We start from the raw sequence: 15297 nt of genomic DNA, 5'->3' as shown, positions 1-15297 counted from the left end.
TATATTTAACAGAGAGCTACTCATGATTCCTTTGCGCAACATTGCCGTTTTCTTCCATGTGGCGACGATCCAAAGTGTTACAGGTGCGGCGGAGCATCTGAATGTTACCTCTTCGGCTGTCAGCCAACAGCTGCGTGCATTAGAAGAGCATCTTGGTACAACGCTCGTTGTAAAGTCAGGGCGTGCCTTGCGACTCACTGAAGCAGGCGAGCATTACTTTGATTTAATTTCACAAGATATCGAACACATCATTAAGGTCACAGAACAAATCAAAGGTATTAAAACACTTGCCAGGATTAACATCCGAGCCACCCCAACGATTGCCACGAAATGGCTACTTCCGCGTCTCGGTGAGTTCCTTTCTTTCCATCCGGATTTGGAGGTAAGGCTTGATGGTTCCAATGAGCCTACCGATTTCAGCCGGGAAAGAGTCGATATTGAAATTCGCCATGGCACCGGTCGCTGGCCAGGTTTGCACGTCCAGCCGCTGATTACCGAGCACTTCATGCCAGTATGCTCGCCTAGCCTCGCCCAACCAGCTTCGTTAACACCCAATGATTTTAAGGACTACCGTCTTATTCATTCGGTCAAGGCGCAGGTTCAATGGCGACAATGGTTCGCCACCATCGGCAACAAAGGCGACGTTTTCTCAGGTGGTCTTTATTTTGACCGTTCGCATATGTCAGTCGATGCAGCGACCCTTGGCCTGGGCATTGCCCTTGAAAGCAACCTGATGATGGAAAGTGAATTAAAGGCGGGCAAGTTAATCCTCCCCGCTAAAGTGACGCCGAAAATACCCGTATGTACCCAGTGGATAGTGTGTCCAAACCAAAGCCTGCGCCTCCCTCAGGTCAGAAGCTTTGTGGAATGGATACAGGATAGAGCCAATCAATGGAGCCAGCAGAACGACACTCAACTCTTCAGTTAATCTTAATAATCACCAAGAAAAAGTAAATTTTCCTAAGGGTGGAATACTCCTACCTTCAATAGTGTTAGTGCTAATCACTAATGCTAATAATTTTAACTAGCGCTTTTGTTGCGCGGTACTGCCATTCGGTATCGTCAACCCTTAGGAGAAAGCCATATGAATTTATCGTCCATGCTTGCTGCCCACCATGCCCAGGGGAAATCAATCCGCGTAGGGCTGATCGGCGCGGGTAAATTTGGTTCCATGGTGTTAGCACAGGCAAGAAAAATTCCTGGATATCACATTGTTGCCGTTGCCGACCTGGATACCCAAAAAGCCAGGGAGTCGCTCCAGCGTACGGGGTGGGAAGAAAGAGAGTATTCGGCTAACTCATTGGGCGATGCCATTGTTCAAGGGAAAACCTTTGTTACTTCAGATGCGCGTGAAATGTGTGAGTTCGATGATATTGATTGTGTCATCGAAGCGACTGGGCATCCTATTGCGGGTGTTCGACACGCGCTCATGGCGATCGATAACAGTAAGCACATCATCATGGTCAACGTTGAAGCCGATGTGATGTGCGGCCCGATTCTTGCGCAAAAAGCTCGCGCCAAGGGGGTGGTCTATTCGATGGCCTATGGCGATCAGCCCGCCGCCATCTGCGAATTGGTCGATTGGGTTCACGCCTGTGGCTTTGAACTGACGTCTGCAGGAAAGGGCATGAACTTCGAGCCTCGCTACCGCTATTCTACCCCGGATACGGTCTGGGGCTACTTTGGCTGGAGCGAAGAAAAGGTCGCCGAAGGTGATTTTAACCCCAAGATGTATAACTCCTTTACCGACGGCACGAAGGCGGCCATCGAAATGGCGGCAGTCGCCAATGGTACGGGGCTCGATTGCCCCGACGACGGCTTGGCGTTTTATCCTTCGGGACTCCAGGATCTCGCCTCGGTGTTTAAGCCTGAGAGCGAAGGCGGGCGCTTGCCTCGTGCCGGTCTGGTGGATATAGCGGCGAGCCAGGAGCCGGACGGCCGCGAAGTCTTGAACAATATTCGCTTTGGCATGTTCGTCACCTTCAAGGCACCAGATGTTTATACACGCGATTGCTTTGAGCAATACGGATTGCTAACCGACAAATCTGGCTGGTACGCCTCCATGTGGCGGCCTTTCCATCTGATTGGCCTGGAAACATCCGTTAGTGTTCTTTCGGCCTATTTCCGTGGCGAGCCCACCGGCAGTTCGAAATTCTATCGTGCCGATGCGGTGGCCACGGCGAAGAAGGATCTTACCGCTGGAGAGATGCTTGATGGTGAGGGTGGGTACGCCGTTTGGGCCAAGGCCATCCCCGCTTCGCTTAGCATGCAGTTAGACGCGCTGCCAATTGGTCTTGCACATAACGTGAAGCTTAAGAATCCGGTCAAGAAGGATCAGGTGGTGCGTATGTCTGATGTGGAGCTGGTCAAGGATCGAGACGTCATTGATATTCGCCTCGAGCAGATACGCACGATGGGCAATGTTTAGGAGGGCACATCATGGCAAGCCAATCTGCCTTTGTCGTCATCGCAGAGTTCGAGGTTGCCGCAGCACGCCTTGAAGCGTTTCTGGTCGCTGCGAGGCAAGATGCCACGCGTTCGTTAGCCGATGAACCCGGCTGTCTGCAATTCGACATCAACGTTGATGAGGCATCGCCAAGCTCCAGTGTGGTGTTTTACGAGGTATATCGCTCTAGAGAGGCCTTCGACAGCCATCTGGAAACCCCTCATCTAGCGGCTTTTCGGGACGCCCTTGTTTTGGTCGAAAGCGAGCTTCCGGTGCGCTTTCTCACTCGGCAGCATTCATGAGGTGGCGATGATAACCCAACAAAAAATTGCCGTGCTCGGCACCGGCATTATGGGCAGCCCCATGGCCCGTAACCTAATGCGGGCGGGATACGCTGTCAGTGTGTGGAATCGAAGTCGCGAAAAGGCCGCTCTTCTCAGCGATGAGGGTGCTCACGTGGCCGCGAGTCCCAGCGAAGCGGTCAATGGATGCAACGCTGTCGTGGTCATGGTCAGCTCTGGCCAGGTATGCGAGGAGGTGCTCTTTGACACGCACGGGGCCACTCGGGCGATGAACGCTGGGAGCCTGGTGATCGTCATGTCATCTATTGGTAGAGGTGAGGCTAGTAGCATGGCGCAGCGCTGCGATGCGCTGGGTTTACAGTGGCTGGATGCGCCGGTCTCCGGGGGTGAAAAAGGTGCCATCGACGCCAGCCTGTCGATCATGGCTGGGGGAACCCCAGAGGCTTTTGTCGCCGCTAAAGATATTCTGTTGGCCATGGGGCGGCCCGTGCATATAGGCCCCGCAGGTACAGGCGCTTTGGCAAAACTGGTTAATCAACTGATGGTAGCCAGCACGATTGGTGCGGTTTCCGAGGCATTGTTACTCGCCGAGGCAGGGGGAGCGGATCCCGCTCGGGTCAGAGAGGTGCTGCTGGGAGGTTTCGCTTATTCGCGCATACTCGAACAGCACGGCCAGCGTATGCTGGATGACAATTTCTCCCCCGGAGGGCCTGCCAAGTACCAGCTCAAGGATACGCGAGCAGCTTGCGAGGTAGCACACGAACTTGGGCTTGACCTGCCCTTGCTAGCACTGACTGATCACCTGTTTGCCGACCTTGTTGAGTCTGGCGGAGGTGAACTAGACCACAGCGCGCTCTATCTAGAAGTGCGGCGTCGCAATGGTTTTTCATCAAAGGGTCTTCATAAGGCCAAATAGCAATCTTCAAATAAAAACTCTTAAATAACAACAGCGTTAAGGAGTCACACCATGCGTAACAATACTAAATCATACGCACTCAAATGCGGTTATGCCGTTATGTTCTCACTGACCGTCCCCATGCTCGCCAGTCAGGCTCAAGCGGCAGTTAACCTTCGTTTAGCAGTACCCGATCCTGCCCAGTCGTCAGTGGGACAGGCGGCCAGTCGATTCGCTGAGCTTGTCGAGCAAAAAACAGACGGCGAGGTCACCTTTCAAGTTTTTCCTGACGGTGTCCTGTTTAGCGGTGATCAGAATGCTGCCATCAATCAACTGGGTTCCGGTGCACTCGACGGTCTTATCTTAGCTAGTTCGGTGTATGCCTCTTTTGAGCCTCGCATGAACGCTATCAGCTTGCCCTACCTGTTCAGCGACTATGAGCAGTTCCAGGCTTACCTGACCGGCGAGCCAGGGAAGGAGTTGCTTTCATCACTTGACCGGTTAGACATTCATGGGCTCGGCTTTTTCGTGCGTACCTTTCGTAATGTCACCACGCGGGAAACACCTATCACCACCGCCGAAGATTTCGACGGAATCACCTTGAGAACGCCCAACAATCCTCTGTTTGTCAGCTTGTTCGAGGCGCTGGGTGCCAACCCGACCCCCATGGCGTTTTCCGAGGTCTATAGTGCGCTCCAGCTGAAGGCTATCGATGGCCAGGAAAATCCGGTTGAGGTTCCCTACAACAACCGTTTCTACGAGGTTCAGGATCACCTCAACCTGACCCAGCACATTGCCGACGCCTTCCTGCTGTCGTTGTCGAAGTCTGCCTGGGAGCGAATCCCAGAGGAGTATCACGATGAGGTCGAGCAGGCGGCCAATGAAATGACCAACGAGCGAAACCGTATCGAGATAGAGCAGGAACAAGCAATCATCGAGAAGCTCAAAAATGAAGGGATGCAGGTCAATACGTTTGCCGAGGGTGAGCTAGAAAAGGTTCAAGAAATCGCTAGAGGTGTCTACGGGCAGTTTGGCGAAGACATTGGCGAAGATTTCATGCAAAAAAGCCTGAACTTCGTCAGCGAATGAACCCATCTATCCCAGGTGTCCACTAAGGACGCCTGGGCTTCACCTTCTGAGGCGAACGGGCGATGAAAAAATTTGAGTATTGGATATGGCGCCTGCTCGACGCCATGATCTTCGTGACAGTTGTCGGCATGGTGGTGCTGATCACCTTACAAGTAGGCTCAAGATGGCAGGGGGGCTCGCTGGCCTGGACCGAGGAGCTCTCCCGTTTTCTGTTTGTATGGACGATTTGGCTAGGTATGGCAGCCGGTTTCCGGCATGGGCAGCATCCCTCCCTCAACTTTTTGTCTGCCATCTCTCCACCTCGTTTACAGCCGCTTCTGCGTCTTCTGCAGGCCGCCGCTGCGACTGTTTTTTTTGCCATCGTCTGTCGGTATGGCGTCGAGCTCGTTCAGCAACAGTTACGCTATGGTGAAGTCTCTGCCACCCTTCAGCTAGGCAAGTGGCTAACCACGGTTCCCCTCGTTTTGGGCTCGGCACTGGCTATTCTTGGCGCTTGGATGCATGCCCTGGCGCCCATACCGGAAGGTTTATCAAAAGCCTCTGTAACGGAGGGTAGTTTATGAGCGTCTGGCTGTTGATCCTATTTGCTTTTTTAGCATTGCTCGGCATTCCCCTTTCGCTATCCTTGGGGCTTGCTGCGGTAACCACCTTGTGGTGGTTCGATTTGCCGCTTTCAATGGTGACCCAAGCCATGGCCACCTCAATCAACTCTTTTCTGCTGATCGCCGTGCCGCTGTTTATTCTGGCAGGCCAGATCATGGAGCGCGGAGGGCTGTCGGAGCGCATCTTTGATGCTGCCGAGGTGGCTGTCGGCCGATTCCGAGGTGGGCTTGGTCACGTCAATATTGCGTCAAGCTTTGTCTTTGGCGGCATTTCGGGCTCATCGGTCGCTGATATCGCGAGCTTAGGGCCTATTTCGATTCGGGCCATGACGACGCGGGGTTATCCGCTACCTTACTCGGCGGCTCTCACGCTCATCACCGCCACATTGGCAACGCTGGTACCACCCTCTATATTAATTATTGTGGCGGCTGCTTCAGCGGGGCAGTCCGTTGGAGCTGCCCTGGCGGGAGGATTGGGCCCTGGTCTACTTCTTGCCTTAGCGCTCGCCGCTTACAACGCCTTCGCGGCACGACGCCATGGCTACGGCACCCTATCGCAGTTCGACTATCGCAAGAGCTTGCGGTCGCTACTTAGAGCAATCCCGTCGGTTGGGGCGCCGGTTATTATCCTTACAGGAATGTTCTCAGGCATAGTGACACCCACCGAAGCAGCCGGTTTGGCGGTGCTCTACACCTTGCTAGTGGCGATCGTAGTGCACCGGGAAATGGGTTGGCGAGATCTGGTGCCGCTGATTATTCGCGCAGGCCAAACGGCGGGTTCGGTGCTACTCATCCTCATGGTGGCCAACATTGCAACGTATGTGTTTACCGTCGACCTGTTGCCACAAAAGACCACCGGTCTGTTGGGTACCATCGCCTCTTCGCCCTTTGCGACACTGCTCTTAATGGGCGTTGTTTTTCTGATTGTCGGTATGTTGATGGATATCGTTGCCGCCGCGCTGATGTTGATACCGGTTCTGATGCCAGCAGCAGTGAATGCCAACGTCGATCCGCTTCACTTCTTGATTTTTATGGTGGCAAGCCTCGCTGTTGGTTTGGCCTCACCTCCGGTAGGCACTTGTCTCTTCGCTACAGCGCAAGTCTCTAAAGTGCCGGTGGAGAAACTTGTCGTCGCTGCGTTGCCTTTCTATGCCGTTAACATCTGCATATTGGTTCTCTTGGCTGCTTTTCCGTCCATCGTTTTGGCGCCCGCGGCTTGGCTGACCGCCTCATAGTTTAACGTTTGTTGCGATGCTATCGGTACGCTTGGTGGAGCCGCCTAAGGAGGTTCCGGCGCTGAAAATGACCCTGATTCAGCATGGGCTGTATGTTAATGATTCTGCCAACGTGTGGCTCTACCGGGTGCTTACTGAGTTTGCTAACGAGTTTAGACGTAAGGTTAGCCGTCATGCACACTAGCCTATGTTGTAATTAAACAACCCTGTTGGATCAAAGGTTGAATAGTATCTGGCAGCCACCCCGTTAGATCCTAGACTGCTAAAAGACGTTATGAGTGACGTCGTAAAATGTGCCGTGTCCATAACTTGGCATCGGCGAGGCAGACTGATTAAGCAAGGGAGAACGCGAGTGAAAATAGGTGCCCCGAAAGAGAGTGCCCGGGGGGAAGCGCGAGTCGCGCTAACCCCCGAGAGCGCCAAGCAAATTCAGAAGCTAGGCCACGAGTGCTTAGTAGAATCCGGCGCTGGCCTGGCGGCGGGCTTTAATGACGACACTTATCGTGATGCGGGCGTTACCGTGGTGGAAGGAGCCAACGCGCTCTGGAACGACGCTGATGTGGTCATTAAAGTCCGCGAGCCCTCTGATGAAGAGGCCGAGCGGCTGCGCAAAGGGCAAACATTGATCGCTTTCTTCTGGCCAGCGCAAAACGAAGCGCTGCTGGAGAAGTGTAAGGCCCAGGGCGCTACCGTAATTGCTATGGACATGGTGCCGCGTATTTCCCGGGCCCAGAAGATGGACGCGCTCTCCTCCATGGCCAATATCGCCGGTTACCGCGCGGTGATTGAGGCAGGCAACAACTTTGGCCGCTTCTTTACCGGCCAGGTAACGGCGGCAGGTAAAGTGCCCCCTGCCAAGGTACTGGTGATTGGCGCTGGCGTGGCAGGGTTAGCCGCGATCGGTACCGCCACCAGCCTGGGCGCCGTGGTACGCGCCTTTGACGTACGCCCCGAGGTCTCTGAACAGATTGAGTCCATGGGCGCTGAGTTCCTGTTCCTCGATTTTGAAGATAGCCAGGACGGTTCCGAAAGCGGTGGCTATGCCTCGCCCTCAAGCCCCGAGTTCCGTGAGAAGCAGCTTGAGTGCTTCCGTGAGCAGGCAGCCGATGTAGATATCGTCATTACCACGGCGCTGATTCCTGGCCGTCCCGCGCCCAAGCTGTGGCTGGAAGATATGGTTGCAGCGATGAAGCCGGGTTCGGTGGTGATCGACTTAGCCGCCGAGAAGGGCGGCAACTGCGATCTGACCAAGCCTGACGAGCGGGTGGTGTCGGATAATGGCGTGGTGGTGATCGGCTACACCGACTTCCCCTCGCGTATGGCTACCCAGTCATCGCTGCTCTATGCCACCAACATCCGCCATATGTTGACCGATCTCACCCCCGAGAAAGAGGGCGTGATCAATCATAATATGGAAGACGACGTGATTCGTGGCGCCACGGTGACTCACGAAGGCGAAATAACCTTCCCGCCACCGCCGCCCAAAGTCAAAGCGATTGCTGCCGCTAAGCCGAAGAAGAAAGAGAAAGAGCCTACGCCAGAGGAGAAAAAAGCCACCGAGCTGGCCATCTTCAAAGCACAAACAAAGCGCCAAGTGGGTTTATTGGCCGTCGGTGGCGCGCTGATGCTGCTGTTGGGGCAAGTGGCTCCGGTGTCGTTTATGCAGCACTTTATTGTCTTTGTGTTGGCCTGCTTTATCGGCTTCCAGGTGATCTGGAACGTAAGCCACTCGCTGCACACACCGTTGATGGCGGTGACCAACGCAATCTCGGGCATCATTATTTTGGGGGCGATTCTGCAGATTGGCTCCGGCAGTGCCGTGGTAGGCGTGCTGGCGGCGATCTCGGTGCTTATCGCATCAATCAATATCGTGGGTGGCTTCCTGGTGACACGCCGGATGCTGGCCATGTTCCAAAAATCCTAAGCGGCGGAGAGACGATATGTTAGGTCAAGGATTCGTATCTGCCGCGGCGATCGCGGCAAGCGTACTGTTTATTCTGTCGCTAGGCGGCTTGAGTAACCAGGAAAAAGCCAAGCGGGCCGTGTGGTACGGCATCGTGGGTATGGCGCTGGCAGTATTTTTTACCTCCTTAGGGCCGGGTATTGGCGGCTACTGGTGGTTAATTCCGATGATGGTGATTGGTGCTGGCATCGGCGTCTACGTGGCGGGCAAGGTCGAAATGACCGAAATGCCGCAACTCGTGGCAGCGCTACATAGTTTTGTCGGCTTGGCTGCGGTGTTTGTCGCCTGGAGCGCCGATTTAGAGCGCCGCCGGGTGCTGGCGGCGCAAGCGGCCGATGGCGTTATGCAGGAGTTTTCTGCGTTTGCCGCGCTGGTCGCCACCAAGGCGCCTGACGAGCTCACCTTTCTGCAGATTGAAGTAGTGTTCGCTATCTTTATCGGTGCAGTGACCTTCACTGGGTCGGTGGTGGCGTTTGGTAAGCTGGCCGGTAAAGTGGATGGCAAACCTCGCCAACTGCCCGGTGGGCATATGCTTAACGCCGGGGCGGCGGTGCTGTCGCTGCTGTTAGCGATTTTGTACCTTAACGGCGCAGGTTTCTGGACGCTGATTGTGCTTGCGGCGCTGTCGTTCTTTATCGGTTACCACCTGATTATGGGCATCGGCGGTGCCGATATGCCCGTTGTGGTCTCAATGCTCAACAGCTACTCCGGCTGGGCAGCCGCCGCTATCGGCTTCACACTCTCTAACGATCTGCTGATTGTCACCGGTGCGCTGGTGGGTTCATCGGGTGCGATTCTCTCTTACATCATGTGTAAGGCGATGAACCGCAACTTCGTTAACGTGATTTTGGGTGGCTTTGGCGGTAGCCAGGGGCCTGCGGCGGAGATCGAAGGCGAGCAGGTGTCCATTGACGCCGGTGGTGTAGCGAGCGCCCTGAACGATGCCGACAGCGTCATCATTGTGCCGGGCTACGGTATGGCGGTGGCCCAGGCGCAAACCGCGGTGAGCGACTTGGTGCGTAAGCTGCGCGCTGCGGGTAAAACCGTACGCTTTGGTATTCACCCGGTCGCGGGCCGTTTGCCAGGGCATATGAACGTACTGCTGGCCGAGGCCAAGGTGCCTTACGACATCGTGCTGGAGATGGACGAAATCAACGACGATTTCGCCACCACCGACGTGGTTATCGTGATTGGCTCCAACGACATCGTAAACCCTGCGGCCGAGGAAGACCCAAATAGCCCCATTGCCGGTATGCCGGTGTTGAAGGTGTGGGAGGCCAAGCAGGTGTTTGTCAGCAAACGTGGCCAGGGTACTGGCTACTCGGGTATTGAGAACCCGCTGTTCTTCAAAGACAACACGCGGATGTTCTACGGCGATGCCCGGGATAGCTTGAATACGCTGCTGCCTTTGATTGACTAGGTCTATTCAACCTAGCTACAAGCTAATTGATTAAGCAATACTAAGTATTGAGCCCGCGAGAGATCGCGGGCTTTTTTGTTTCTGTGCAGTCACCGGCACTCCTGCTATGGTCGGATACCACCTTTCTATTGAGCATTCGCTACCATGGATCAACGCCCCAACCCCCGAGTATTGCTGCGTTTGTTGGGTTTACTGCGCCCCTACCGCACGCGGCTAGCACTGGCTGGCTTAGCGCTACTCATGGCCTCTGGAAGCGTGCTACTGCTGGGGAATGGATTGCGCTTAGTTATCGACCGAGGTTTTCTCGCCGCGGATCAACAGGCGCTGGCCCAAATGCTGGGCTTAATGCTAGCGGTGGTGACGGTGCTGGCGCTTGCCTCCGCGCTGCGCTACTACCAAGTGACCTGGATTGGCGAACGCTTGGCTGCGGACTTGCGCCAGCGCGTGTTTGATCATTTGCTCACTTTAGAGCCGAGTTTTTTCGAGAGCGCAAGCTCCGGCCGTGCCGCGGGGGAGATCGCCTCTCGGCTGACCGCGGACACTAGCGTGCTACAGAGCCTGTTTGGCTCTTCGGTCTCGCTGGCGCTGCGCAACCTAGTCATGCTGGTAGGCGCCGTGGTGCTCATGCTGGTCACCCAGCCGTGGCTCTCGGCGATGGTGCTGATTGGTATCCCGGCTACTCTTTTGCCTATCGTGTGGTACGGCCGCCGGGTGCGGCGGCTTTCGCGCACCAGCCAGGATCGCGTGGCCGAACTTGGCCGCTATGCTGAGGAGGCGCTGAGTGGTATTAAAACGCTCCAGGCATTTACCCACGAGGCGGTGGATAAAACCCACTATGGCCAACGGGTTGAACAGGCCTTTGGCAGTGCCGTAGCGCGCACCCAGCAGCGCGCCTGGTTAACCGGTGTCGCCATGCTGGTGGTGTTTACTGCCGTGGGCTTAATGCTCTGGCAGGGTGGTCAGGCGGTGCTAGACGGCACCATGAGTGCGGGCGAGCTATCAGCGTTTATTTTCTATGCTGTGCTGGCAGCGGGGGCTATTGCGACACTGGCTGAAGTGGCGGGGGATGTGCAGCGCGCGGCAGGCGCGGCGGAGCGCTTATTGGAGCTGCTCGATACCCAGCCCGTTATCCAGTCGCCCGCGAATCCCCATCACCTACCGATACCTTCGCAGGGTGAAATTGTGCTAGATAACGTCACTTTCACCTACCCCGGCCGGGAAACCCCAGCCCTTGAAGGGTTTGATCTGCATATTAAGCCAGGGGAGCGGGTCGCTATCGTCGGGCCTTCGGGGGCGGGTAAAAGCACCCTCTTGGCGCTGCTGCTGCGCTTTTATGACCCTCACCAGGGGCGTATCACCCTTGATGGTAGTGATGTTCGCACCTTGGACCTTACGGCATTGCGTGGAGCCATGGGGTTGGTGTCGCAAGAGCCGGTGCTGTTTAGCGGCTCGGTGGCCGAGAATCTACGCTACGGAGACCCCGAGGCTGATATCGATAGATTACGCATTGCCGCCCAGGACGCCAGCGCCCTCGACTTTATCGATGCGTTGCCCCAAGGCTTTGATACGCCCCTTGGACCCGGTGGGGTGCAGCTCTCCGGTGGACAGCGTCAGCGGCTCGCTATCGCTCGGGCGCTGCTCAAAAATCCTGCGGTACTGCTGTTGGATGAAGCCACCAGCGCGCTGGATGCAGAAAGTGAGCGGCTAGTGCAGCAGGCGCTGGATCGACTGATGGTCGGACGCACCAGCATCGTGATCGCCCACCGGCTGGCGACTGTCATCGCCGCTGACCGCTTGCTGGTGCTTGAGGGCGGGAAACTGGTAGCGGCGGGCACCCACGCGGAACTGATCAACACCAGCGAACTTTATCGTCATTTAGCCGCGTTGCAGTTCGGCGGTGAAACGTTATAAAACGGTTCTTTTAACGATGGGAATACCTATGTCGAGCTTCTTTCAGCGCCTTAACGCCGTTAATGCCCCTTCGATTGGCCTGGGCTGCATGAACCTCTCCCACGGTTACGGCAGCATCGTGCCGGAAAGTGCAGCCTTACGGGCGCTGGATGAGGCCTTTGATATGGGCTATCGCCACTTTGATACCGCCACCCTGTACGGTGCCACGGCCAATGAAAGTGTGGTTGGGCGAGCTTTGGAGGGTAAGCGGCATCAGCTGTTTCTGGCCAGTAAATGCGGCATGGCGATGGATCCTGAATCAGGCAAGCGGGTCATTGATGGCCGCCCGGCAACCCTGCGCAAGCAGTGCGAAGCCAGCCTTGCACGCCTACGTACCGACCATTTGGATCTCTACTACCTGCACCGCTTGGATCGCCAAGTCCCCATCGAGGAGAGCGTGGGTGCGCTGGGGCGCTTGGTGGAAGAAGGAAAGATTGGTGGGGTGGGGCTGTCGGAAATTTCTGCGGTAACGCTGCGCCGCGCGGTCACCGAATATCCCATTGCCGCGGTGCAGTCGGAATACTCGCTGTGGACGCGCAACCCTGAAATCGCCCTGATTGATGCGTGCCGAGAGGTGGGCGCGGCCATGGTCGCGTTTAGTCCTCTGGGGCGCGGCTTCTTAACCGGCGCCATTCAAGACCCAGCGCGTCTTGAAGAGGGCGATATGCGCCGTAATATGCCGCGCTTCAGCGCCGAAAACTACCCGCATAATATAAAACTATTTGAACGCCTTGCGACGCTGGCGCAGGCTTTAAACGTAACGCCGGGGCAGCTGGTACTGGCCTGGCTGAAAGCGAAAGGCGACGACATTATTCCCATTCCGGGGACACGCTCACCTGATCATATGCGGGAAAACTTAGCGGCGGAAACGCTGCGCCTTGATGTCACCACACTGCAGCAGTTGGATGCCATGATGACGCCAGACCAGGTGGCGGGTGCCCGCTATAGCGAGGCGCAGCAGGCGGATATCGACACCGAGGAGTTCACCCGTTAGCAGCGACAAGGAGTGGGTATTAACAGGGGTGATGGGTAAAAACTATTAGAGCGGTCGCAAAAAGCAAATTGTGCCTATGACTGATCTGCTTTAAAACAGTACCAAGTGAGTGAGGTGTCCGTGCTAGTCAGAAAGGCAACGTACACGACGCTCAACGTCAGTTGACTTGGTCGCTAGAAAGCGAGCACCACCAAGAAAAAAGCAACTAACACAAAATAGAGTGATGGGAGAGCGCGATGAGTGGTAAATGTCCTGTAATGCACGGTGGTAATACTTCCACAGGTACGTCGAATAAAGACTGGTGGCCTGAAGGAATCAACCTGGATATCTTGCACCAGCATGACCGCAAAACGAACCCGATGGATGCAGATTTTGACTATCGGGAAGAGGTCAGAAAGCTCGATTTTGACGCGCTCAAGCAAGACGTCCACGCGTTGATGACTGACAGCCAGTCGTGGTGGCCAGCTGACTGGGGTCACTACGGCGGTCTAATGATTCGTATGGCATGGCACTCTGCGGGCACCTACCGTCTTGCCGACGGCCGTGGCGGCGGTGGTACCGGTAGCCAACGTTTTGCACCCCTCAACTCCTGGCCGGACAACGTCAGCCTCGATAAGGCGCGTCGTCTACTGTGGCCGATCAAGAAGAAGTACGGCAACAAGATCAGCTGGGCCGATCTGATGATTCTGGCCGGTACCGTTGCCTACGAATCCATGGGTCTGCCTGCTTACGGCTTCTCGTTTGGTCGCGAAGACATTTGGCACCCGGAAAAAGACATCTACTGGGGCGATGAGAAAGAGTGGCTGGCGCCTTCCGACGAGCGATACGGCGACGTTGAAAAGCCTGAAACCATGGAAAACCCGCTTGCTGCGGTTCAGATGGGGCTTATCTACGTGAACCCTGAAGGCGTGAACGGCGTGCCCGACCCGCTGAAAACTGGTCAGCAAGTGCGTGAAACCTTCGCCCGTATGGCGATGAATGACGAAGAGACCGCTGCCCTGACTGCCGGTGGACACACCGTGGGTAAGTGCCACGGTAACGGCGATGCGGCAGCGCTGGCGGCTGAGCCAGAAGCCTCTGACGTTGAAAACCAGGGATTTGGCTGGGGCAACCCGACCATGGGTGGCAAGGCAAGCAATGCCGTTACGTCTGGCATTGAAGGTGCCTGGACCACTCACCCCACCCAGTTCGACATGGGCTATTTCGACCTGCTGTTCGGCCATGAGTGGGAGCTGCGCAAGAGCCCGGCTGGTGCTCACCAGTGGGAGCCCATCGACATCAAAGAAGAGGACAAGCCGGTTGACGCCAGCGACCCCTCTATTCGCCACAATCCGATCATGACCGATGCGGATATGGCCATGAAGATGGATCCGATTTACCGCGCCATTTGTGAAAAATTCATGGCGGATCCGGAGTACTTCAAGAAGACCTTCGCTAAGGCGTGGTTCAAGCTGACCCACCGTGACCTAGGCCCGAAAGCACGCTATATCGGCCCGGAAGTACCCGCTGAAGACTTGATCTGGCAGGATCCAATTCCGGCTGGCAGCACCGACTACAGCGAAGAAGTGGTTAAACAGAAAATCGCCGACGCCGGCCTGAGCATCAGCGATATGGTTAGCACCGCGTGGGATAGCGCGCGCACTTACCGTGGTTCTGATATGCGCGGCGGTGCCAACGGTGCACGCATTCGCTTAGCGCCACAGAAGGATTGGGAGGGCAACGAGCCTGCGCGTCTCGCCAGCGTATTAGCCGTGTACGAGAAGATTTCTGCTGACACTGGCGCAAGCCTTGCCGACGTGATCGTTCTGGCCGGCAGCGTAGCGATCGAAAAAGCCGCCAAAGCCGCAGGCTACGACGTTCGCGTGCCATTCCTGAAAGGGCGTGGCGATGCTTCTGCCGAGATGACCGACGGCGAATCGTTTGAGCCACTAGAGCCGCTGGCTGACGGTTTCCGTAACTGGCAGAAGAAAGACTATGTCGTGAAGCCGGAAGAGCTGCTGCTGGATCGCGCGCAGTTGATGGGGCTGACAGGGCCGGAAATGGTCGTGCTACTGGGTGGTATGCGTGTGCTGGGTACCAACTACGGTGGCACCAAGCACGGCGTATTCACCGACCGTGAAGGTCAGTTGACCAACGACTTCTTCGTCAACCTGACCGATATGGGCAACACCTGGAAGCCGGTGAGTAAAAACACCTACGAGATTCGTGATCGTCAGACGGATGCCGTTAAGTGGACCGCCTCCCGCGTTGACCTGGTGTTCGGTTCTAACTCGCTGCTGCGCTCCTACGCGGAAGTCTACGCCCAGGACGACAACGACGAGAAGTTTGTTAAAGACTTCGTCGCTGCCTGGACGAAAGTGATGAACGCGGATCGCTTTGACGTCGCCTAAGCACTAAATAC

At 56.0% G+C, this 15297-nt stretch carries 12 protein-coding genes; all 12 read left to right on the top strand.

The features are described 5' to 3' along the window. Positions 1-22: 22 nt before the first annotated feature. The 12 genes from ACXUPB_RS19315 (at position 23) to katG (ending at position 15286) form a co-directional block, all read left to right on the top strand. A complete protein-coding gene (locus ACXUPB_RS19315) occupies positions 23-928 on the top strand; it encodes a LysR substrate-binding domain-containing protein (RefSeq protein ID WP_472954116.1) in 906 nt (301 codons plus the stop codon). Positions 929-1084: 156 nt separating this feature from the next. Then, positions 1085-2428, top strand: coding sequence for an NAD(P)H-dependent oxidoreductase (locus ACXUPB_RS19310; protein ID WP_472954115.1), 1344 nt, complete (start codon positions 1085-1087; stop codon positions 2426-2428). Positions 2429-2439: 11 nt separating this feature from the next. Then, the gene (locus ACXUPB_RS19305) at positions 2440-2748 is read left to right on the top strand and encodes a putative quinol monooxygenase (protein ID WP_472954114.1); all 309 of its coding nucleotides are present in this window, start codon (positions 2440-2442) and stop codon (positions 2746-2748) included. Positions 2749-2755: 7 nt separating this feature from the next. After that, positions 2756-3664, top strand: a complete 909-nt coding sequence (locus ACXUPB_RS19300; RefSeq protein ID WP_472954112.1) for an NAD(P)-dependent oxidoreductase — start codon at positions 2756-2758, stop codon at positions 3662-3664. A 51-nt stretch (positions 3665-3715) separates the two neighbouring features. Beyond that, positions 3716-4732 carry a DctP family TRAP transporter solute-binding subunit gene (locus ACXUPB_RS19295; protein WP_472954110.1) on the top strand — a complete coding sequence of 339 codons (1017 nt, stop codon included), beginning with the start codon at positions 3716-3718 and terminating at the stop codon, positions 4730-4732. A gap of 62 nt (positions 4733-4794) precedes the next feature. Further along, positions 4795-5295, top strand: a complete 501-nt coding sequence (locus ACXUPB_RS19290) for a TRAP transporter small permease (protein WP_472954108.1) — start codon at positions 4795-4797, stop codon at positions 5293-5295. Then, on the top strand, positions 5292-6569 hold the full coding sequence (locus tag ACXUPB_RS19285; RefSeq protein ID WP_472954106.1) for a TRAP transporter large permease: 1278 nt from the start codon (positions 5292-5294) through the stop codon (positions 6567-6569). The genes ACXUPB_RS19290 and ACXUPB_RS19285 overlap by 4 nt, the downstream gene beginning before the upstream one ends. Before the next feature lie 352 nt (positions 6570-6921). Next, entirely contained in the window at positions 6922-8493 is a 1572-nt protein-coding gene (locus tag ACXUPB_RS19280; RefSeq protein WP_472954104.1) for a Re/Si-specific NAD(P)(+) transhydrogenase subunit alpha, read from the top strand. Positions 8494-8509: 16 nt separating this feature from the next. Then, complete coding sequence (locus ACXUPB_RS19275) at positions 8510-9952, top strand: NAD(P)(+) transhydrogenase (Re/Si-specific) subunit beta (protein WP_472954102.1); 1443 nt, start codon at positions 8510-8512, stop codon at positions 9950-9952. Between the two features lie 144 nt (positions 9953-10096). Continuing rightward, positions 10097-11863, top strand: coding sequence for an ABC transporter transmembrane domain-containing protein (locus ACXUPB_RS19270; protein ID WP_472954099.1), 1767 nt, complete (start codon positions 10097-10099; stop codon positions 11861-11863). 28 nt (positions 11864-11891) lie between these two features. Continuing rightward, positions 11892-12896 (top strand): aldo/keto reductase, encoded by a 1005-nt coding sequence (locus ACXUPB_RS19265; protein WP_472954096.1) that lies wholly within the window; start codon positions 11892-11894, stop codon positions 12894-12896. Between the two features lie 236 nt (positions 12897-13132). After that, the gene (gene katG, locus ACXUPB_RS19260; RefSeq protein WP_035560616.1) at positions 13133-15286 is read left to right on the top strand and encodes a catalase/peroxidase HPI; all 2154 of its coding nucleotides are present in this window, start codon (positions 13133-13135) and stop codon (positions 15284-15286) included. Positions 15287-15297 lie beyond the last annotated feature (11 nt).

The organism is Vreelandella sp. DA03-1M, assembly GCF_055725665.1.
This window is presented reverse-complemented; position numbering and strand designations above follow the sequence as displayed.